The sequence below is a fragment of the Bradyrhizobium sp. R2.2-H genome (genome assembly GCF_004346455.1).
GTDB lineage: Bacteria > Pseudomonadota > Alphaproteobacteria > Rhizobiales > Xanthobacteraceae > Bradyrhizobium > Bradyrhizobium diversitatis.
On record NZ_SMBR01000001.1, the window covers coordinates 586,673 to 608,113 of the forward strand.

Below are 21,441 nucleotides of genomic sequence, written 5' to 3' on the forward strand. Positions count from 1 at the left end.
GACGCTGAAATTATTCGCAAAACTGCCGCCCGAAGCGCTTGAGGTCAGCATGGTGCCGGAATACGACCATGTCGGCCCAATGCCAAGCCCGGACAAACGCCGTCTGTCGGTCCGTGGGTTCCAAGTCGATCAAAAGGGTGCAGGATGATCACCGGCCTCGATCACATCGTCGTTCTCGTGAGCGATATCGGTGCGGCCAAGGCGGCCTATCAGACGCTGCTCGCCCGCGCGCCGGCCTGGCAGAACTCCGGCGAGGGCGCTGACCGGGTGCTGTTCACCCTCGACAACATGACGATCGAACTGATGGCGCCGAGCGGCTTCAGCGTCACCGCCGACCGCATGCGCGCACTGCTCGAGGACCAGGAGGGCATGCTCGCCAGCCTGTGCTTTCGTGTCGCGGACATCGGCAAGATGCACCGGCGGCTGGACCGCGTGGCCCTGAGGCCGGACCCGGTCGCGGAGGTCGAAAGCGGCGATACGGTCACCGGCGCGGTGCTGCACTGGAAACGCACGCGGGCTGCCACCGAGCTCACGCGCGGCGTGCGCATGTTCTTCCTTGAGCTTGCCGACGAGCGTCCCAAATCGGTCGCGACCGACATTGCCCCGATCGACGCGCTCGACCACGTCGTCGTCACGACCGAGGATTCCGATCGTGCCGCCGCGCTCTACGGTGCGCGGCTCGGACTTGACCTGGCGCTCGACCGCTCCCACCAGGATTGGGGCCAGCTGATGTTCTTCCGCTGCGGCGATCTCATCGTCGAGGTGGTGCGCCGGCCGGTTGCGGGCAGCGATGCCGCGCACGACCGCCTCTGGGGCCTCAGCTGGCGCGTCGCCGACATCGACGCCACCCGCGCCCGCCTGATCGCTGCCGGTCTCGACGTCAGCGAAGTCCGCAACGGCCGCAAGCCGGGGACCAGGATCATGACGGTGCGGAATGGCACCTGCGGGATTCAGACCGTGCTCTTGGAGCGCTCGCCGAAGCCGGTGGAGTAACCGCCGTCATTCCGGGGCGTCGCGAAGCGACGAGCCCGGAATCCATTCCGCCACCGACTCTGCCGCTCAATGGATTCCGGGCTCGCGCCAAGAGGCGCGCCCCGGAATGACGATCGTTCTCAAACGTCCGTTCGCGTGTTACACGCCATATCCAGACCACCCAGCGAGCACCCCTTTTGGCGAAGGCAAAGCGAACTCTGAAATGGCAGCGCGATCCCGAGGGGATGCGGCTGCGCATTCTCGAAGCCGCCAAGCAGGAGTTTTCCGCCCATGGGCTCGCCGGCGCGCGCGTCGACCGCATTGCGGCGAAGGCCGGCGCGAACAAGCGCATGCTGTACTATCACGTCGGCAACAAGGACGAGCTCTATCTCGCCGTGCTCGAAGGCGCCTATGACAAGATCCGCAGCGAGGAGCGCGGGCTCGATCTCGAGCATCTCGATCCGCCCGAGGCCATCCGCCGCCTGATCGAGTTCACCTGGAATTACTTCCTGCGCAATCCGGAGTTCCTGTCGCTGCTCCAGACCGAGAACCTTGCGCGCGCAAAGCACCTGAAGAAATCGACCAAGGTCAAGTCGATGCACTCGCCCTTCGTCGAGATGATCCGCACCGTGGTGCGCCGCGGCGTCGACAGCGGGGATTTCCAGGTCGCGGTCGATCCGGTGCAGCTCTACATCTCGATCGCGGCGCTGAGCTTCTTCTATCTCTCCAACTCGGCAACGCTTAGCGTGATCTTCGGCCGCGACCTGCTGGACAAGAAGGCCAAGGACGAGCGGCTGGCGCACATGGTCGGCCTGGTCCTGGCCGCGCTGACGGGGCAATCCGCGGCGCTGTTCGCGCTTGCGAAGCCGGCGAAGTCGCGCAGCGCGGTGGTGCAGACGGTTTAGCGCTCCATTCTCCCTGCTGTCATTCCGGGGCGGTCCGTAGGGCCGAACCCGGAATCTCGAGATTCCGGGTCGATGCTTCGCATCGCCCGGAATGACGACGATTTTTGGGGGGCGGAACCGCCGCAAAACGCCACAGGGAAAGCTCTGGACAGTATTTATCCAACGGGTTAATTTCTCCCCACAACCAAGAAGACTGCCGGGAGTGAAAATTGGCCGAGCCCAAGCCGCAAAACGCCGTTTCCAAGCTGCTGAATGCGGCCTGGGTTCGGCCGTTCCTGTTCCTGGTCTTCATCGTCGTCGCCTGGGATCTCGCGATCCGAATCTTCAGGATTCCCGCCTACCAGATCCCGGCGCCGCTCGATGTCGTCGCCGTGCTGCGCACCGAATGGCCGGAGCTGCTGCGCCAGTCCTGGCCGACCACCTACGCGACCGTCTGCGGCTTCCTGCTGTCGGCACTGTTCGGCATTCCCGTCGCGATGCTGATCGCAGGCTCGAAGACGGTGGAGAGCTACGTCTATCCGCTGCTGGTGTTTTCGCAATCCGTGCCGAAGATCGCGATCGCGCCGCTGTTCGTGGTCTGGTTCGGTTTCGGCATCATTCCCAAGGTGATCTCGGCGTTCCTGCTCGGCTTCTTTCCGGTCGTCGTCTCCGCGGTCCAGGGCTTCAAGTCGGTCGACCCCGACATGGTCGATCTCGCCCGTGCCATGCAGGGCAGCCGTTTCCAGGTGTTTCGCGCGGTGAACCTGCCGCATGCGCTGCCGGCGATCTTCTCCGGCCTCAAAGTGTCGGTGACGCTCGCCGTGGTCGGCGCCGTCGTCGGCGAGTTCGTCGGCTCCAATTCCGGCATCGGCTACGTCATGCAGCGCTCGATCGGCACCTTCGACCTGCCGACGATGTTCGCGGCGCTGGTGATCCTGGCGCTGCTCGGCGTGGTCCTGTTCTGGATCGTGGACCGCATCGAGAAGCTGGTCATTCCCTGGCATGTCAGCCAGCGTGAGGACGTGATCTTTGCATCCTGACTAAAAAACGAACGGCCACCAACGGCCGACGCAACCAACGGGAAGGGAGAGAAACGATGAAGCGGTGGATTGGAGCTGCATCCGTGGCACTGATGGCGTTCGCGGCCATGCCGGCGCAGGCAGCCGACAAGGTCGTGCTGATGCTGAACTGGTACGTCTATGGCGAGCATGCGCCGTTCTATTACGGCAAGGCCAAGGGCATTTATGCCGCTGAAGGCATCGACCTCGAGATCCAGGAAGGCCGCGGCTCGGCTGCGACCACGCAGGCCGTTGCCGCCAAGACCGCGGACTTCGGCTATGTCGACGTCCCCACCATGATGCGCGCCGCGATCAAGGGCGCGCCCGTGGTTGCGACCGGCGTGCTGCTCCAGACCAGCCCGATGTCTGCGATGGGCTTCGCCGACAAGAACATCAGGAAGCCCGAGGACATCAAGGGCAAGACGGTGGCGATCACGCCGGCGGACTCGATGACGCAGATCTGGCCGCTGTTCCTGAAGAAGACCGGCCTGAAGGAGAGCGACTTCAAGACCGTGGCCGGCGACGGCCAGACCAAGCTCAATGCCGTCATCAACGGCCAGGCCGACCTTTTGCTCGGCTACGTCATGGACCAGTCGATGAAGATCAAGGACGCCACCGGCAAGGACGTCTATCCGATCAAGTTCGCCGACTACGGCATCAACATGGTGTCGTCCGGCATCATCGCCAACACCGACTATGTGAAGGCCAACGCCGATCTCGTCCGCCGCTTCATGTCGGCGACGACGAAAGCGGTCGAAGCCGCCGAGAAGGAGCCGAAGGCCGCGGCACAGGCGATCCTCGATGCCAACCCCAAGGGCGGCAAGATCGACACGCTGACGCAGGGCTTTGAGCTGACCATCCCGCTCTACCGGACCGCGGAGACCAAGGGCAAGCGGCCGTTCCAGGTCACCGACCAGAACATGACTGATACGGTCAATCTGATGGTCGAATATGGCGGTCTCGACGCCAAGGCCAAGGAGAACCCGAAGGCCTTCTACACCAACGACTACCTGCCGAAGAGCGGCTCGTGAGCAATCAATCTTCACTGTCGTCCCTGCGAACGCAGGGACCCATAACCACCGGCCTTGATGGTTACGGAAGGTCTCAACCCGCGTGGCCGAACGCTCCGGCGCGGCGTATGGGTCCCTGCGTTCGCAGGGACGACGCGTGGAGAGGGTTATGATGAACCCTGCGACCAAGCCAGTCGATATCAACCAGCCGGCCGCGCATCTGAGACTGGTGAACGACCGGGCCGGCGATGCGTCGGGCATCAAGCTGTCGGGCGTATCCAAGACCTACCGGACCCGCGACGGCGACGTGCCGTCGCTGCGGCCGCTCGACTTCCACATCAATGACGGCGAGTTCTTCGTCGTGGTCGGTCCCTCCGGCTGCGGCAAGTCCACGCTGCTGAAGCTGATCTCGGGCCTGCTGCCGCCGACGACGGGCGAGATCCTGGTCGAGGGCCAAAGGGTGACGGCGCCGCACGGCAATGTCGGCATCGTCTTCCAGAACGCGCTGCTTCTGCCATGGCGCAACATCCTGTCCAACGTGATGCTGCCGATCGACATGAAGCGGCTGCCTCGGCAAAAATATCTCGAACGCGCCAAGGCGCTCCTGAAGCTGGTCGGGCTCGAAGGTTTCGAGAAGAAGCTGCCCTGGCAGCTCTCCGGCGGCATGCAGCAGCGGGCCTCGATCTGCCGCGCGCTGGTGCACGATCCCAGGATCATGCTGATGGACGAGCCGTTCGGCGCGCTCGACGCGCTGACGCGCGAGCGCATGAATGTCGAATTGATGCGGATCCAGCGCGAGACGAAGAAGACGGTGCTGCTGATCACGCATTCGATTCCGGAGGCCGTGTTTCTCGCCGACCGCGTCCTGGTCATGACCGAGCGCCCCGGCGCGGTCGCCGCGATCTACGACGTGCCGCTGCCGCGTCCACGCTCGCTCGACGTGATGGCCGATCCTGTCTTCACCGAACTCGTGCAGCGCATCCGCAAGCACTTCTTCTCGCAGGGTGCGTTGGATTAGCTATCATGGCGTTTTTCGAGGGAGCCACGTGCACGCTGCGCTCCCTCCCCCGCCTGCGGGGGAGGGTTGGGGAGAGGGTGTCTCCGCATTGGGACAGTCTCCAAGAGGAAAGAACCCTTACCCGGCACTTCGTGCCGACCTCTCCCGCAAGCGGGAGAGGCAAGTCGCCCGCGGCCCCGGCGCTCACACCAAATTCATCGCGTTTCGTTGTAGCACCATGTCCCCCCGCCTGAAGCTGCGAGACATTGCCTTCTTCGAACGTCCCGTGCAATTCGCGCGGCCGTTCCGCTTCGGCGCGATCACGATCAACGCGACGCCGCAGCTGTTCGTGCGGGCCGAGATCGAGGTCGAGGGCAGGGGGAGCGCGGTCGGCGCCAGCGCCGAGCTGCTGGTGCCGAAATGGTTCGACAAGCGACCGGAATTGTCGCCGGCGCAGACGGTGGACGAGTTGCGTCGCTCGCTGGAGATCGCACGTGGGCTCTATCTGGCGCACACCGGCTACCTGAGCGCTTTCGATCTGCATGCCCAGTGCATCGGGGCCCAGGTCGCGACCTGTGCGAAGAAGAACATTCCACCGCTCGCAGCAAGCTATGGCCCGGCCGAGATCGACAAGGCGATCGTCGATGCGCTGCTGCGCGCCGCCGAGACCAATTTCTTCGACGGGATGGCCGGCAACATCGCGGGTATCGATGCGCGGCTTTCTCCTGATTTGAGCGAGAGGGACATCAGGATGTTCCTCACCGGCCGGGTGCCGCTCGAGCGTGTTGCGATCAGGCATACCGTCGGCCTTGATGATGTCGTGGAAGGCGAGGGCGGCGTTGCCGATCCGCGCGAGAATACCGGCGCGCGCTACTTCAAGCTCAAGCTGTCCGGCGATCCGGATGCCGACGCGGCGCGGCTTGCCCGGATCGGCAAGGAACTCGATACGTTGGGGCATGACTACAAGGTGACGCTCGACGCCAACGAGCAGTACTCCGACCTTGCGGCGTTGCGGGCTCTGATCGACCGGCTCGATCATGACGCCGCGCTGCGCCGGATCGCGGCGCGATTGCTTTATGTCGAACAGCCAATGCCGCGCGACATCACCCGGCAATCGCCGCTGGGCGCACTGGCAGATCGCGGTTTCATCATCGACGAAGCCGACGATTCCTACGATGCATTCCCGGCCGCCCGGGCTCTCGGCTATCGCGGCATCTCCTCGAAATCCTGCAAGGGCCTCTACAAATCCATCGTCAACGCGACGCGCGCGGCGAAATGGAGCGCGGAGGGCGAGGCCTTCTTCGTGACCGGCGAGGATCTCACCTGCCAGGCCGGTCTCGCCGTGCAGCAGGACCTCGCGCTCGGCGCCTTCATCGGCGTCACCCACGCCGAGCGCAACGGCCATCACTATGTCGACGGCTTTGGCGACACGCCAACTCTTGAGGCGCAAACCTTCGCCGCCGCGCACCCCGATCTCTATGCCGATGCCGGGCAGGGCATCCGCCTCTCCGTTCACGACGGCGATCTCCTGACGGGATCGCTTCACACAGCAGGCTTTGCCACCGCGGTCCATCCGGACTGGTCGGCGCTGCGCCCGCTCGAACAGCCAAATTCACTTCAGGAGCAGTTAGCATGACCACCCAACGCCTCGGCCTCATCATGAACGGCGTCACCGGCCGCATGGGGCTCAACCAGCATCTGATCCGCTCGATCGTCGCCATCCGCGACCAGGGCGGCGTCCGCCTGAAGAACGGCGATCGCGTGATGCCCGATCCGATCCTGGTCGGCCGCAGCGCCGAGAAGGTCGAGGCGCTGGCCAAGCGCTACAACATCACGCGCTGGACCACCGACCTCGACGCCGCGCTCGCCGACAAGAACGACACCATGTTCTTCGACGCCGCGACGACGCAGGCGCGCCCCGGTCTGCTGACGCAGGCCATCAACGCCGGCAAGCATGTCTATTGCGAGAAGCCGATCGCGACGAACTTCGAGGAGGCGCTGGAGGTCGTCAAGCTTGCGAACGCCAAGGGCGTCAAGCACGGCACGGTGCAGGACAAGCTGTTCCTGCCGGGTCTGAAGAAGATCGCCTTCCTGCGCGACTCCGGTTTCTTCGGCCGCATCCTCTCGGTGCGCGGCGAGTTCGGCTATTGGGTGTTCGAAGGCGGCTGGCAGGAGGCGCAGCGGCCATCCTGGAACTACCGCGACGAGGACGGTGGCGGCATCATCCTGGACATGGTCTGCCACTGGCGCTACGTGCTCGACAACCTCTTCGGCAACGTCCAGAGCGTGAGCTGCATCGGCAACACCGACATTCCCGAGCGTTTCGACGAGCAGGGCAAGAAGTACAAGGCGACGGCGGACGATTCCGCCTACGCGACGTTCCAGCTCGAAGGCGGCATCATCGCCCACATCAACATGTCCTGGGTTACGCGCGTCTATCGCGACGACCTCGTCACCTTCCAGGTTGACGGCACCCACGGCTCGGCGGTCGCAGGCCTCACCGACTGCATGATCCAGGCGCGGCAGGCGACGCCTCGTCCGGTGTGGAATCCCGACGAGAAGCGGCTGCACGATTTCTACGGCGACTGGCAGAAGCTGCCCGACAACGTCACCTACGACAACGGCTTCAAGGAACAGTGGGAGATGTTCATCCGCCACGTCTACGAGGACGCGCCCTACAAGTTCACGCTGCTCGAAGGCGCCAAGGGCGTGCAGCTCGCCGAATGCGCGCTGAAGAGCTGGAAGGAGCGCCGCTGGATCGACGTCTCCCCGATCAAGGTGTGAGGAGGGACACATGAACAAGCCCGTCCAGCCGATATCGTCATTGTCGCTCAAGCTGCCGAAGGCCGATCGCTCGATCGAGACCTACCGGTTAGCTGCCTCGCGCACGTTTCCCGCAAAGCTCGAGGGGCCGCTGAACCGCATCGCCTTCTCGGCCGTGCATACGGTGGCCGATCCCTTCGCCGACAACGATCCCTGGCTGTCCGCCGCCGTCGACTGGGACAAGACCATCGCCTTCCGCGAGCACGTCTGGGACCTCGGCCTCGGCGTTGCCGAAGCCATGGACACCGCGCAGCGCGGCATGGGGCTGGACTGGCCGACCTCGCTGGAGCTGATCACGCGTTCGGTTGCTGCCGCCAAGCGCCGCAACGCGCTGGTGTTCTCCGGCGCCGGCACCGACCATCTCGCCGTCGAGGATGCCAGGAGCCTCGATGACGTGATCCGCGCCTATGAGGAGCAGATCTCCGCAGTCGAGAAGGTGGGGGGGCGCATCATCCTGATGGCGTCGCGCGCGCTCGCCAAGCTCGGCCGCAACGCCGACGACTATGCCAAGGTCTATGACCGCGTGCTCTCGCAAGTCCGCGAGCCCGTCATCATCCACTGGCTCGGCGACATGTTCGATCCGGCTCTCACGGGCTATTGGGGCACCCAGGATCTCGACAAGGCAATGGATACGGCGGTCGCCATCATCAATGGCAACGCCGCCAAGGTGGACGGCGTCAAGGTTTCGCTGCTCGACAAGCAGCGTGAGATCGACATGCGCCGGCGTCTCGACAAGCGGATCAGGATGTACACCGGGGACGATTTCAACTACGCGGAGCTGGTCGCCGGCGACGAACAGGGCTTTTCGCATGCGCTGCTCGGCATTTTCGATGCCATTGCGCCTGCGGCGTCCTACGCGCTGTCGCGGCTGGCGGCCGGCGACGAAGCCGGCTTCCACGACGTGCTGGGTCCGACCGTGCCGCTCTCGCGTCACATCTTCAAGGCGCCGACGCGGTTCTACAAGACTGGCGTCGTGTTCATGGCCTATCTCAACGGCCACCAGGATCATTTCACCATGGTCGGCGGACAGGAAAGCGCGCGCTCGATGCTGCATCTGGCCGAGCTGTTCCGCCTCGCTGATCAAGCCGGCCTGCTCGCCAACCCTGAACTCGCGACGCGGCAGATGAAAACCGTGCTCGCCACCCACGGTATCGAACCCTGATGCGCGACTTTTCGTCCGATCATCGCTGGCTGTCGCTGAACACGGCGACCGTCCGCAAGCAGGGCGACCTCGTCGCGATCGTCGAGGCCTGTGCCAGGCACGGCATCCGCGCCATCGATCCCTGGCGCGACCAGGTCGCATCCGTCGGTCTCGACCGCGCCGCGCGGGTGGTGCGCGATGCCGGGCTCGAACTGTCAGGCTATTGCCGCGGCGGCATGTTCACCTCCGATAGCTCGCGCCGGGGTGAGGTGCGTGACGACAACCGCCGCTGCGTTGATGAGGCCAAGGCCCTGGGCGCGCCCTGCATCGTCCTCGTCGTCGGCGGCCTGCCGCAATATTCGAGGCCGGGCAGCGAGGCCTCGAAGGACATCGCGGCGGCGCGCGGGCGGGTCGAGGAAGCGCTCGCCGAGATGCTCGACTACGCGAGGCAGGCAAAGCTGCCGCTGGCGATCGAGCCGTTGCATCCGGCCTACGCCGCCGACCGAGCCTGCGTGAACACCACGAAACAGGCGCTCGACATCTGCGACCGGCTCGACCCCGGCCGCAGCGGCATGCTCGGCGTCGCGCTCGACGTCTATCACATCTGGTGGGACCCGGAGCTGATGGGCCAGATCGCGCGCGCCGGCCAAGATCGCCTGCTCGCCTTCCATGTCTGCGACTGGCTGGTGCCCACCAAGGACATCCTCAACGACCGCGGCATGATGGGCGACGGCGTCATCGACATCAGATCGGTGCGTCAAGCAGTCGAGGCGCAGGGCTTTGCCGGCTATTCGGAGATCGAGATTTTCTCGAACGACTGGTGGGCTAAGCCGATGGACGAGGTGCTACGCACCTGTATCGCGCGGCATAAGGCGGTGGTCTAGGTCGCCGGCGTCCGCCCTCAGGGGCTTGCGAGTTATTGCAGGGTATCGAAGCCCTGATGCTCCGAATTTACGCCTGATTTCGGCGGCAGAACAGGTATGGTCGGACTGCTGCCTCGCTCGACCCGGTCCCGAATGATCCGAGGCGGACGTTGGCATTTCTATGGGGTAACGCCGGTTTTTGGGAGGGGAGACGGACGTCAAGGCTGGTCTAAGGACCACCTCGTGGTTCGGCGCTCCAGGTTGCAAAACATTGGCCGGACAACGAGATGCTAGCCATCTGCTCGATGATGGTCGCGCGGGTCAGCCAAATGTTGTAGGGTTCCGCGATCGCGCGCGTCACTGCTCGGAAGGTGTCCGGGTACTTGGTCCTTTGGAATGACAAGGTGCGCATGAATCAGGCAGAGCAAGCGACAGAGGTGCCGTCCATCGCATCGTCGATGATTACGAGGCGGCTTGCTGCCATAGCCTTTGCCGATGTCGCCGGCTTTTCCCGGCTGCTGGGTCTGAGGGACGTCGATACCGTCATGCGCTGGAAAGCGTTGCGGACCGATATCATGGAACCTCACATGGCTCGCCACGGCGGACGGGTCGCCGAGATCGCAGGCGACGCCGTGCTGGTCGAATTTCCGAGCGTCGTGAACGCGGTGCGTTGGGCTGCCGACGTTCAGCGGATTCAGGAGCGCACCGTCGGCGACAAGGATCCATTCGCGCTGCATCTTCGCATCGCCATCAACGTCGACGATATCATTGACGAAGATGGAATATTGCAGGGGGACGGCGTCAACATTGCGTCTCGTATCCACCAGGCCGCGGAGCCCGGCCAAATAGTCGTCACGGCGGCGGTCCGCGACTATGTCATGAATCGACTACCACTTAAATTTCATCACCTCGGCGCGCCTGTGATGAAAAATATCATGCGAACCGTTCATGTCTATTCCGTTCAATGGACGGAGGGAGACGGGGATCGCCAGATCGCGCAACCATACCTGCAATGGGCGTCCAAGCCGACGCTCGCCGTGCTGCCGTTCCGGACGATCAGCGGTACCGACGATGACAGCTACTACGGTGAGGGGATCACGGACGCGATTATTACCGGCCTCTCCAGAAACCGATCGCTTTACGTCATTGCGCGCAATTCCACACTGCGCTATCGCGCCGGTGGAAAAGACCTGCGACAGATCGCCAGTGAGCTCGATGTTCGTTACCTGCTCGACGGCAGCGTGCAACGCCAGGGCACACGATTGAGAATCAATACGGAGTTGACCGACATTTTGGGGAATGTCGCGATCTGGGCCCAAAAGTACGAGGGATCTACCGACGACCTGTTTGAATTTCAGGATCGTATTGCCTCAAGCATACTGTCCTCCATTGAGCCGCGTGTGCGTGCGGTTGAGACGGCTCGCGTCGGTGACCGTCCGACCGAGAGTTTGGATGCATTCCACTGCGTTCTTCGCGCGATGTCGCTTCTGTATCTCCTCACTGCGGAGAGCCACCGGGAAGCGGGTCAACTCCTGGAACGGGCGATCGTGCTCGATCCGTCCTACGCTCAGGCCCATGCCTACCTTGCGTGGTGGCTGAATTTCCAGTTTGGCGAAGGTTGGTCGCTGGATCCCGACCGCGACCGGGCGCGCGCTCTCATCGTGTCACAGCGCGCCATCGAACTCGACCCCGACGATCCCTTTGCGTTGGCCGTGGCCGGGCACGTCCTCTCTTTCATGGGAAAATCACCGGAAGAAGCGATGGAGCTTTTTGGGCGGGCGCTGGCCGTCAACGAGAACTCGGCGTTCGCATGGGGTTTGAGCGCCTTGACGCTCGCCTATTTGGGGCGGCCCGACGAAGCGCTGGAGCGATTGCAGAACGTATGGCGTCTTAATCCCTTTGATCCCTTGAACTTCTATTTTTGGATCGTGGCAGGAATTGCCGAATTCGTCGCTGGGCGATACGATGAAGCGATCGTCTACCTGAACAGGTCACGGCGGGCCAATCTACTTTTTCGTCCCTGCATACGAACGCTGGCTGCCGCGCTTGCGCTTTCGGGTGACGAAGCTGGGGCTGAATCAGCGGCTCGACAGCTTCTCGAAATTGAACCGTCGTTTAGAGTTTCAACTTTCATTTCCTGGTATCCGCTGCGGCGGAAGGATGATCTGGATCGTTTCGCGAAAGGATTGCGTGCCGCGGGGTTGCCTGAATAGCAACACATAAAATTCAAGTATCAGGGAGGCTTAACATGGGAGCTGGAGCTGGTGCTGGAGCGGGGGCAGGTGCTGGAGCAGGTGCCGGGGCGGGCGCTGGTGCCGGAGCAGGTGCAGGTGCAGGTGCAGGTGCAGGTGCAGGTGCAGGTGCAGGTGCAGGTGCAGGAGCGGGCGCAGGTGCAGGTGCAGGTGCCGGAGCGGGTGCTGGAGCGGGCGCAGGTGCTGGAGCGGGCGCAGGTGCCGGGGCGGGTGCGGGGCCCGGCACGGGACGCAGTTTTTACGCAACCCCCTCGGACCTGGGCTTTCGACCTTGGACACTCGACTTTACCCCTGATGACGCCGGGAATCCGCCGTATCCGTGGCCAGAAATCGTAAGTCCCTATCAGGTTGACGCCAACGGACAGGACGCGTTCCTCGAATGGACAACCGATGAGTGGGACCCGGCGTTACGGTTCTGGACGCTTCCATACGACCGCCATCTCACTCAATGGCTGCAGGCGGTCGATCCCTCTCGACCGTCAATCATGGCGGCGCGGGAATTCGGCGGCCTGCCCCATCAATGGCAATTCGGTCGGACTGACCTGCTGGCGAAGAACTGGCTGGAGAGCCTCGATTTGGCGTGGCAGCCCGATCCCCTTTTGGATCCTGAAAATCCTAACGCGGGCCCCGGCGCCTCGCCTGTTGCATGGACCGCGGCGAAGCGCGCGGCCTTCAACGCGATCGTCGGCGAAATCGAAGAGCTGCAAATGCTGATGCAGGACGATCGCGATCGCTATTTGGCCGAAATCATCGAGCAGGCGGATGGCAGTGCCGGCTACATTACCGCCTTCATCGATACGAGTGAATCACAGCGTCCGTGGACAATGGAGCTCATCAACTGCGGGTACGCCATCGGTAACGTCGCATATTTCTATTACAAGCAGCAATTCAGGCGCGTTCGCCCATCGACATTATGCCCGGGGCTGGCGCCTCCGTTCGGTCCTCCCGCGCATCCGTCGTTTATCAGCGGGCATTCCTTCATCGGTCATCTCATCGCGCTTCTGCTCCTGGAAATACCGGCGCTTCGACAGCGCTACGGCATGTTCGCCGCGCCGTACGACGGAACACCGGGCAAGGTGGTCTCCCCCTATCCGGCCGTGACGATCTCCCTCGCCAATCCAACCGTCGTCACCTTGAGCGCGTTGACTGCACACGGTCTGAGCGCCGGAGATCAGATCACTTTTCGGCCACTCTCCGGCGGCCAGCCGCTTCCAGCGCCGCTCGTCGCCGGAACAACCTATTACGTACTCGTCGCCGGCTTGACCGCCAACAGCTTCGAAATCAGCGCCGCCGCCAACGGCGCCCCGATTGACACCACCCCCGCGGGTGGGGGGGCGCCTGTGCCGGCCTTACTTCTGGCGAACCCGTTGATGGGGCGGGGCGAACTCACATCGCCGCTACTTTGGCTTGCCGAACGTATCGCCAAGAACCGCGAACGTCTCGGCGTTCACTATGCTTCCGACTCGGCCGGAAGTCGTCACATTGCAGCCGGTATTTGGCGAGCGCTGCTGCACGACGATACGACTAGCGGCATCAATTGTCCGACGCTCTCTTCGGTGCTCGCGCACGCAACCGCCGAGTGGCCGACCAAGTGGCCCTGAACCGCATTGTCCGTTTTGCTCGGCCGACCTGAGCAACGAAGCACACGCCATACCATCGGGCTGCCGCTAGGGGCCAACGACGACGAGACCGAGGTTGTTGTCATTGGGGACGAGGTCAATGAGCTTCGAGGGCATTTGGCTGCACGGAAGCAACGTCATGGGGTCAGTGTTGGCTGCATCGTCCGCGCAGGTTGCGATAGCCAGCACCAGATAGCGGGTGCCGGATGACGGTGGGTTGAACGTGAAAGCAAATTCAACAGGCGGCGCACCTGGGTCAATGGTTAGGCCGGAGCCCGATGACGGGTGGCACGGTTCCCAGGTCGTTGACACTGGTGAAGTCCATTTCGGCGGAGGACTGCCACTGGGCCATGCGTGCCACCAAGCGGTGACTACGACATTCGTTGCCTGTTGACTGCCGCGGTTTCCGACCTTCACGGAAATATTGCCGCCCGACACGACGATCGCGCTTTGGTCGGCCTGCCACAAGGGCGGAGCATCTGAACCGGACTGGTGGCGCTCCCAATCGAGCGAGACCGGATTGTAGCTGCCAGGCCCATACACGATATCGCCGTAGGGTGAGGCTTCCGAAAGCGGCCGCCGGTCCAGAATATAGACGTCGACCGGCGGTGGAAGGCCCGGCGCGTTTGTGATCGTTCCGGGAACGGCATACAGTCCCTGAACTTCGAACGCCCAGCGAATGACCTTGTGCACACAGCCGCCGATCCTGTGGAACGAGAACGATTTGGTGCTGTACGGTGGCGGGGGAAAGGTCACGTCCCAGTTGACGTCCCAGCGAATGGTGCCGATGTCGGCGTCGATCAGCGCGGAGACGAGCTGATCCGGCTCGTTGGTCAACACGGTGGTCGATGTCGGCAGAATCTGAATCCCCCTCATGATGAGGTAGACGGAATAGTGCGAAGCCGACTCGCGGGCGAATTGGTCAGGCTGGTTTTTCGTTCCCACCAGCTTCGTATCGCCACCAATAGCGCGGTACAGCCGGAACAGTGACGACGAGAGGATCTGTTCGGTCCAATAACCCTTGCGTCGGGGCGGCGTTGAATCGGGCACCTGGGACATCGCATAGTGCAACGTGCCGCCCCAGCTCCATCCATGCGACACGCATCGGTCGTGGCGACGCGGCGTAAACACCCACGGGAATGTCGCGCCGCGCCAATTGGCATCTCCGGCCAGTTGCGATTGCGGGTCCGAGACGATCGCCGCGAGCGCGTCGCCGGCGCTGTGGGCGAAGCGGAATTCCAGCTCCCCGACCGAGCACATCAGGAGCACGTGCCCGATCTCGTGCCAGATCCAGCGCGCGTCGGCCGCAATGCCAAGTGGCTCGATCGGCGAGCGCGCTTTTCCGTCCCATGGCTTGCGCGCCCGGGTCGAAAGGTCGGCCAGCGCCAAATGCAGTTGCAGGATCGGACGATCGCCGAACTTGGTCGGTCCGACGTAGTCGACCAGCCAGCCCTCTGGAAGAACACGCGCATTGACGGTCTGGCCGTCCTTGCCGGGTCCCGGCCTCACCCCCGAGCGATAAAAGACCTTGAGCGGCAGGCTGGCGATCCGAAAGTAGGAAACCGCATCAATCCCATACGCGTCGAGCCGCTCGAAGAATTGCCGGACATTGTTGTAGGCGCTGATTGCCGCGAAGTCGTTCGATCGAACGAGCGGTGCGGACGTGCCAGGCAGATCGACTGTCTTCGGATAAGGCTGCGGGGGATAGGGATAGGCAGGGGGCAGGCGATCGGCAAGAACGAATCCGGGGCAAACGACGACCCTTGCATCTTCGATGAAGCCGGGTGGTTCCGGATTGGGCGGTGGCGGGTAAATCAGCGGATCGGCCTCATACGCAGTGATTTCCTCATTGTGGCGATAGTGCTCGAGAGCTTCTTCGCTGCGTGTCGGGCGCCGCTTGCGAAGATCGGTTGGCGGCTCCTGCGACGCAGGATCAAGCGGAAAGACCCAGGCGTGTCCAGGTGTCAACGCATCGGCGACGAGCTCAACCTTGCTGACGAGAGCCCCTGCCTCTGTCGGCGTCCCCGAGAACACGAACGAATACGGCGTGGCCCTGGTTCGGCCGGCCACCGTTTCGGGCTTGCTCGTGGCTTGCCACCGGACAAGCGGTGTCTTTCCGTCGGATGTGGTCGCGATCCGGACGCCGCGAATGGAGACGGATTGATTTTTCAAACCAAGCTGCTCGGACATCTCCGCCTTGACCAGAGAAAGCGAGGCCGTTCTGAATATCTCCGCGAACTCGTTATTCTTTATCAGATCGAATACTCGGAACGTGCTGTAAGGGCTGAATGGAAGTGATGCGGTCAACCCGGTGATGCGTATTTCGTATTCTCCGTTTGCCGGCCGCACATGCGCAACCACGCGGATGCCGAACCCGGAGCCCAGGAAATGGCCCCGCGGGGGACCGTCGGAGTCGGCATTGGGGGCGGGGTCGGGAATCCACTCGGAAGCCACCAGAATCACGGTCCGATCGACAAGAGTGCCCGCGCGCGACTTACGCTCAACTCGGAACGACACGAACGGGTTGCCGGCATCGTCGTCGTCCGGATTTGCAGGAGGCCAGGCAAGGGGCAGCCACCGGAAGAAGCCCGAATCGCGATTGAAGAAGTTCCTCGAGTCGGTTGTGAATACTGGCAGCGGAGGGATTGGTGGATCGATATCGGGATTCTCCGTCACCGCCTTGAGGTACTCATTTCCCACGCGTTGCATATTGGGATCATCGATTGCGGGGACGGTAACCAGAAACGGAGCCGTTGGATGTCGCAGCAAAATAGAGGTCGGTGCGTTGTCCGCATCGCCCCAGCGCTCGCTCCAGAGCGCATATTTGCTGGGATGCCATTCCGCCGAATCGCGTGGTCCGCCAACAACTTCATCTGCCATCTGCCACCTCTCCTCGTTGAGGCGCCCGTCACGCTGTGACGGAGCTCAATGGTGTGCGCATTTGCGCGTGGCGTCGTTGTCGATGAATTCTACTCCATGCCGGCATCTCGCGATAGCCGTCCCGGCTGGTATGGCCTCGTAACGAGAGGGCGTGTTTGCAACGTGCAAGCTGAACGGCCGGCCGAAAGGAGCCCGATTACGCAGCCTCAAGGAAAATCCTGCGTCAGGATGGTAGCGAATTGCTCCAGCGCCCAGTCGACCTGGTCGTTTGTGATCACCAGCGGCGGGGCGATGCGGATCGTATGCTCATGGGTATCCTTGGCGAGAATGCCCTTGGCCTGGAGCGCCTCGCAGTAGCGGCGGGCGCGGCCGGCCTCGGGATGCAGCTCGACCGCCAGCATCAAGCCGCGCCCGCGCACCTCGCGGATCGTATTCGCACGAATGTCTTGCAAGCCTTTCAGAAAGCGCTCGCCCTGCCTGGCCGCATTCTCGATCATGCCTTCCTCGACCAGCACGCGCATCGCCGCGCGGGCCACGGCGCAGGCAAGCGGGTTGCCGCCGAAGGTCGAGCCATGCTGCCCGGGTCGCAAAGTCCCGAGCACGTCGTTGTTCGAGAGCACGGCCGACACCGGATAGAAGCCGCCGGACAGGGCCTTGCCGAGCAGCGTCACGTCGGCCTCGATTCCCTCATGCTGTTCGGCGAGCAGTTTACCGGTGCGACCGAGCCCGGTCTGGATCTCGTCGAGCACCAGCATCACGTTGTTGGCGGTGCAGAGCTGGCGCACCTCAGTGAAGTAGCCGGCCGGAGGAATGATGACGCCAGCTTCGCCCTGGATCGGCTCGACCAGAAAGGCGACGGTGTTTGGGGTGATGGCGTCTTGCAACGCCGCGGCGTCGCCGAACGGGATGATCCTGAAACCCGGCGCGAACGGCCCGAAATGTGTGCGTGTCTCGGGATCGGTTGAAAAGCCGACGATGCCAAGCGTGCGCCCGTGAAAATTGTTGGCGCAGACGATGATCTCGGCCGCACCGTCCGGCACGCCCTTCACCTCGTAGCCCCACTTGCGCACCGACTTGATCGCGCTTTCGACCGCCTCGGCGCCGCTGTTCATCGGCAGCACCTTGTGGGAACCGGTGAGCGCGGCGATCTCCTCGTAGAACAGGGCGAGTTGGTCGTTGTGGAAGGCCCTCGAGGTGAGCGTCAGCCTGTGCGCCTGTTCGACCATCGCCGCCAGGATCTTCGGGTGGCAGTGGCCCTGGCTGACCGCCGAATAGGCCGAGAGGCAATCGAGATAGCGGTTGCCTTCGGTATCCCAGACCCAGACACCTTCGCCGCGCGACAGGACGACCCCGATCGGCTCGTAATTATGGGCGCCAAAGCGTGCTTCCGTTGCGATGAGATCAATGACCGACGCGCTCATCTGTCGTCTCTCCATTGCTGCGCGCCGGCGTCAACCGACCGCTCCGGCGGCCCTCAACTTGATCTGGGTATCGCTCTGCCGTCTTGGAAGCCTTCATGCCCCGATCGCGTGGTGGGGCCCGATCTGCTCGAAATGTCAGATGGTTCTGCGGAACCACAGGGCCTCGTTCGCCGACACGCCCTCTACTGTGCATGGGGTTGTTTTCGACATTTTGTTCTGGACCCCTCAGTCGATCGCGCAGGGCACGCTCAAGAACCCGCGGAACCGGACCCGTCCGCCCCGGACCGGCTGCCCGCTCACGGCATAGTTCGGAAAGCGCGCCAGGAAGCGCGAGATCGCGATCGCGCCTTCCAGTCGCGCCAGCGCCATGCCGGCGCATTGATGTGCGCCGGTGGCGAAGGCGAGGTGCCGGTTCGGCGTGCGCGCAATATCGAAGCGCTCCGGGTCTGGAAACTGCGCGGGATCGCGGTTGGCCGCGCCAATGCACAGCGTCACCGATGTGCCGGCATCGAGCACGCCGCCGCCGAGCTCGACACGCTCCGTGGTCATGCGATTGCCGAGCTGGTTCGAGCTCTCATAGCGCAGCATCTCCTCGACCGCCGTCTTGATCATGTCGGGGTTGTCGATCAGCCGCTGCTTCTGGTCGGGATGGCGGTCGAGCGCCACGAGGCCGTTGCCGATCAGGTTGGTGGTGGTCTCGTGGCCGGCATTGAGCAGGAAGATGCAATTGTGCAGCAGCTCCTTCTCGGTCAGCCGCTCGCCGTCACTTTCGCCCTGGATCAGGCGCGTCAGCACGTCACGCTCGGGGTTGCCCGGCTTGGCGCGCCGCCGCGCCACCAGCGTATCGAGATAGGCGAGGAAATCCGTCACCGCCTTGTTGCCGCGCGCGGCCGCCTCGGGCGACACCACGGGTTCGAGGGCGCCCAGGATCGCCAGCGACCAGTCACGCAAGGGTGTGCGCTCGTCATGGGGAACGTCGAGCAGATTGCCGATCACCTCGATGGGAATGGAGGCCGCGAAATCCTCGATCAGCTCGCAAGCGCCCTTGGCTTCGATGGCGTCGAGCAGGCCGTCGACCAGCTTGATGAGGTCGCCTTCCATGCTCGCGATCGCGCGCGGCGACAGCGCCCCCATGATCAGGCGGCGCACGCGGGTATGGGACGGCGGGTCGTTGAAGACGAGGCTGGTGGTGTGGTGCTCGTAGAGCGGGGTATCGCCGTATTTCGGCGCGAACTCGCGCTTCTTGTCCGAGCTGAACGATTTGGTGTTCTTGTAGGTGGCGACGAGATCGTCGTAGCGGGTCAGGAACACGGTGCCGTTCGGCAGGCGCTTGACCGGCTCGTTCTCCCGCAGTGCACGATAGGTCGGGTAGGGATTGTCGTAGAACTCCGGCGTCAGCTTCTCGAGGTCGAAGCTGGCCGCCAGCGCCTTCGCATCTGCGTTCATCCCGTTATACTCGCCGGTTAAAGCCGATATGCCGTTTTTGTTGTTCTGGTCGGCGCATGCATGCGTCTACAGTCTTTCTACATTGCTAGCCGACCGGACAGGAAAATGCACGCACGCGCTGACGCTGCCGACACGGCCCCGAACTGGCCCGACGATATCTTCGCAACATTGCAGCGCTTCGACGTCCGGCAGGTGCCGTATGTGCCGGACGCCGGCCATTCCAGGCTGATCCAGCGCGTGCTGGACTCCTCCACAATGCGCGGCATTCCGCTGACGACCGAGGAGGAGGGCGTGGCACTGCTCGCCGGCGCCTGGGCCGGTGGCCAGCGCGGCGTCTTGCTGATGCAGTCGAGCGGCGTCGGCAATTGCATCAACATGCTGTCGCTGATCCCGATCCTGCGCTTTCCGTTCCTCACGCTCGTGACCATGCGCGGCGAGTGGGGCGAGTTCAATCCGTGGCAGGTGCCGATGGGCTCGACCACGCAGGGCGTGTTCGAACTGTCGGGTGTCCAGGTGCTGCGCGCCTCCAACGCGGCCGAGGTGCCCGCCGTGCTCGAAGCGGCAGCGGCGCAGGCCTACAACGCGCTCACCCCCACCGCCGTCCTTTTGTCGCAGCGCCTGATCGGCGCCAAGGTTTTCACCAAATGAGCAAGGCCAATCTCCTCGACCGCCGCCAGGTGGTGTCCACATTGCTGGCGGACCGCAAGGACGTCGTCGCGATCGGGGGGCTGGGTGCCTCCACCAACGACATGTGCGCCGCCGGCGATCATGCACGCAATTTCTACCTGTGGGGTGGCATGGGCGGCGCCGCGATGATCGGGCTCGGCCTCGCTCTGGCGCAGCCGAAGCTGCCGGTGCTGGTCATCACCGGGGACGGTGAAATGCTGATGGGGATGGGTAGCCTTGCCACCATTGGCCTGCAAAGGCCGCCCAATCTGTCGATCGCAGTGCTCGACAACGAGGCCTATGGCGAGACCGGCGGGCAGACCAGCCATACCTCGGCCGCCGCCGACCTCGTCGGCGTCGCCAAGGCATGCGGCATCGCGGACAGCCGTGCCGTCACGACCATCGCCGAGGTCGAGGCCTTTGCCAAAGCCGTCCACGACGTCTCCGCCGGGCCGCGCTTTGCCAATGTGAAGATCGACAGCGCCAGCCTGGAGCGGATCCTGCCAAGTCGGGATGGAACCTACATCCTGAACCGGATCCGCGGCGACCTCGGCTTCCAGCCGATCTAGCCGGGCGCGGCTCTCGGAGGGAGCGCCCTGCAAGCAGCCCGAGTGGTGGGGCGAATTTCCCCTGAATTTGCAACGCATTCAGGTTGCGATGCAACATAGTGCTTGACTTCTGGGTGGGTGAGTGTTTACTCACCCACCATGAGCTCATTGCGTATGACGAGCGACCTGAGGCGTCAATTGATCCTCGGTGCCGCAAAGCGCTGCTTTGCCCGACATGGCTACACCGGCACCACGACGAAGAGCGTGGCGGCCGCCGCTGCCATTTCCGAGGCGCTGCTGTTCAAGCATTTCCCGTCCAAGGCGGCGCTCTACGCCGAAATTCTCAGCGACGAATGCGAAGCGGATCCGGCGTTCATCGAGCTTCTCGAGCGGGAGCCCTCGACCGCCACGCTGGTCGAGGTGATCCGCAGGATGGTCGGGCATTTCCTGCACATTGCTGACGGTCCCGATCAAGAAGAGGCGCAGCGCCTGCGGCTGATGGCCACGAGCCATCTGGATGACGGCGAATTCGCGCGTTTGCTGTATGCCAAGATCGAGACACTGATTGGGGCGGCTTTTGTCGGCTCGCTCGAGCGCGCCGTGGCCGCCGGGGATGCGCGGCCCCACGCTGGCGATCCGCTCAACCTGTTCTGGTTTGCGCATCATGCGGTGATGACCGCGGCGCTGACCAGGCTGCCGGCCACGCCTTGTCTTGCCTACGGCAAGGCGAACGACTTGGAGCGACAGCTCTGTGAGTTTCTCCTGAGGGGTATCGGACTTAACGACGCCTCAATTGCTTCGCATCTGGGCCGCGATCAGGCCGCGGATGCCGGCAAGGCGGCGATTGCAGAAAGTGCATGA

General features: G+C 63.5%; 18 protein-coding genes. 15 read left to right on the plus strand and 3 right to left on the minus strand.

What is annotated here, in order from left to right; genetic code table 11:
- The first annotated feature begins 144 nt into the window (after window positions 1-144).
- The 12 genes from EDE08_RS02795 to EDE08_RS38195 all read left to right on the plus strand — a co-directional run bounded on the left by EDE08_RS02795 (window position 145) and on the right by EDE08_RS38195 (window position 13,601).
- Complete coding sequence (locus EDE08_RS02795; RefSeq protein ID WP_131866930.1) at window positions 145-993, plus strand: VOC family protein; 849 nt, start codon at window positions 145-147, stop codon at window positions 991-993.
- A 176-nt stretch (window positions 994-1,169) separates the two neighbouring features.
- Entirely contained in the window at window positions 1,170-1,877 is a 708-nt protein-coding gene (locus EDE08_RS02800; protein WP_207912863.1) for a TetR/AcrR family transcriptional regulator, read from the plus strand.
- A 209-nt stretch (window positions 1,878-2,086) separates the two neighbouring features.
- Window positions 2,087-2,896: an ABC transporter permease gene (locus tag EDE08_RS02805; protein WP_131866932.1), complete on the plus strand. Its 810-nt coding sequence runs from the start codon at window positions 2,087-2,089 to the stop codon at window positions 2,894-2,896.
- A 56-nt stretch (window positions 2,897-2,952) separates the two neighbouring features.
- Window positions 2,953-3,945 (plus strand): ABC transporter substrate-binding protein, encoded by a 993-nt coding sequence (locus EDE08_RS02810; protein ID WP_131866934.1) that lies wholly within the window; start codon window positions 2,953-2,955, stop codon window positions 3,943-3,945.
- A 151-nt stretch (window positions 3,946-4,096) separates the two neighbouring features.
- Window positions 4,097-4,942, plus strand: coding sequence for an ABC transporter ATP-binding protein (locus tag EDE08_RS02815; protein WP_131867448.1), 846 nt, complete (start codon window positions 4,097-4,099; stop codon window positions 4,940-4,942).
- Between the two features lie 217 nt (window positions 4,943-5,159).
- Window positions 5,160-6,557: an enolase-like domain-containing protein gene (locus EDE08_RS02820; RefSeq protein WP_131866936.1), complete on the plus strand. Its 1,398-nt coding sequence runs from the start codon at window positions 5,160-5,162 to the stop codon at window positions 6,555-6,557.
- Window positions 6,554-7,705, plus strand: a complete 1,152-nt coding sequence (locus tag EDE08_RS02825) for a Gfo/Idh/MocA family protein (protein ID WP_131866938.1) — start codon at window positions 6,554-6,556, stop codon at window positions 7,703-7,705. Before EDE08_RS02820 ends, EDE08_RS02825 begins: the two co-directional genes overlap by 4 nt.
- A 10-nt stretch (window positions 7,706-7,715) precedes the next feature.
- On the plus strand, window positions 7,716-8,906 hold the full coding sequence (locus tag EDE08_RS02830) for a dihydrodipicolinate synthase family protein (protein ID WP_131866940.1): 1,191 nt from the start codon (window positions 7,716-7,718) through the stop codon (window positions 8,904-8,906).
- Window positions 8,906-9,769 carry a sugar phosphate isomerase/epimerase family protein gene (locus EDE08_RS02835; RefSeq protein WP_131866942.1) on the plus strand — a complete coding sequence of 288 codons (864 nt, stop codon included), beginning with the start codon at window positions 8,906-8,908 and terminating at the stop codon, window positions 9,767-9,769. Before EDE08_RS02830 ends, EDE08_RS02835 begins: the two co-directional genes overlap by 1 nt.
- Window positions 9,770-10,158: 389 nt before the next feature.
- The gene (locus tag EDE08_RS02840; protein WP_131866944.1) at window positions 10,159-11,961 is read left to right on the plus strand and encodes an adenylate/guanylate cyclase domain-containing protein; all 1,803 of its coding nucleotides are present in this window, start codon (window positions 10,159-10,161) and stop codon (window positions 11,959-11,961) included.
- A gap of 69 nt (window positions 11,962-12,030) precedes the next feature.
- Window positions 12,031-12,336 carry a hypothetical protein gene (locus EDE08_RS02845; RefSeq protein WP_165935682.1) on the plus strand — a complete coding sequence of 102 codons (306 nt, stop codon included), beginning with the start codon at window positions 12,031-12,033 and terminating at the stop codon, window positions 12,334-12,336.
- A gap of 149 nt (window positions 12,337-12,485) precedes the next feature.
- On the plus strand, window positions 12,486-13,601 hold the full coding sequence (locus tag EDE08_RS38195) for a phosphatase PAP2 family protein (protein WP_165935681.1): 1,116 nt from the start codon (window positions 12,486-12,488) through the stop codon (window positions 13,599-13,601).
- Window positions 13,602-13,667: 66 nt separating this feature from the next.
- On the opposite strand, the gene EDE08_RS02850 is transcribed toward EDE08_RS38195, so the two are convergent.
- The 3 genes from EDE08_RS02850 to EDE08_RS02860 all read right to left on the minus strand — a co-directional run bounded on the left by EDE08_RS02850 (window position 13,668) and on the right by EDE08_RS02860 (window position 19,366).
- Complete coding sequence (locus tag EDE08_RS02850; RefSeq protein WP_131866946.1) at window positions 13,668-16,499, minus strand: hypothetical protein; 2,832 nt, start codon at window positions 16,497-16,499, stop codon at window positions 13,668-13,670.
- Between the two features lie 206 nt (window positions 16,500-16,705).
- On the minus strand, window positions 16,706-17,920 hold the full coding sequence (gene rocD / locus EDE08_RS02855; protein WP_131866948.1) for an ornithine--oxo-acid transaminase: 1,215 nt from the start codon (window positions 17,918-17,920) through the stop codon (window positions 16,706-16,708).
- A 225-nt stretch (window positions 17,921-18,145) separates the two neighbouring features.
- Window positions 18,146-19,366 (minus strand): cytochrome P450, encoded by a 1,221-nt coding sequence (locus EDE08_RS02860; protein ID WP_131866950.1) that lies wholly within the window; start codon window positions 19,364-19,366, stop codon window positions 18,146-18,148.
- 105 nt (window positions 19,367-19,471) lie between these two features.
- Between EDE08_RS02860 and EDE08_RS02865 the strand changes: the two genes are divergently transcribed.
- The 3 genes from EDE08_RS02865 to EDE08_RS02875 all read left to right on the plus strand — a co-directional run bounded on the left by EDE08_RS02865 (window position 19,472) and on the right by EDE08_RS02875 (window position 21,441).
- The gene (locus tag EDE08_RS02865; protein WP_165935680.1) at window positions 19,472-20,014 is read left to right on the plus strand and encodes a phosphonopyruvate decarboxylase; all 543 of its coding nucleotides are present in this window, start codon (window positions 19,472-19,474) and stop codon (window positions 20,012-20,014) included.
- On the plus strand, window positions 20,011-20,601 hold the full coding sequence (locus EDE08_RS02870; protein WP_131866954.1) for a thiamine pyrophosphate-dependent enzyme: 591 nt from the start codon (window positions 20,011-20,013) through the stop codon (window positions 20,599-20,601). Before EDE08_RS02865 ends, EDE08_RS02870 begins: the two co-directional genes overlap by 4 nt.
- 138 nt (window positions 20,602-20,739) lie before the next feature.
- On the plus strand, window positions 20,740-21,441 hold the full coding sequence (locus EDE08_RS02875) for a TetR/AcrR family transcriptional regulator (RefSeq protein WP_131867452.1): 702 nt from the start codon (window positions 20,740-20,742) through the stop codon (window positions 21,439-21,441).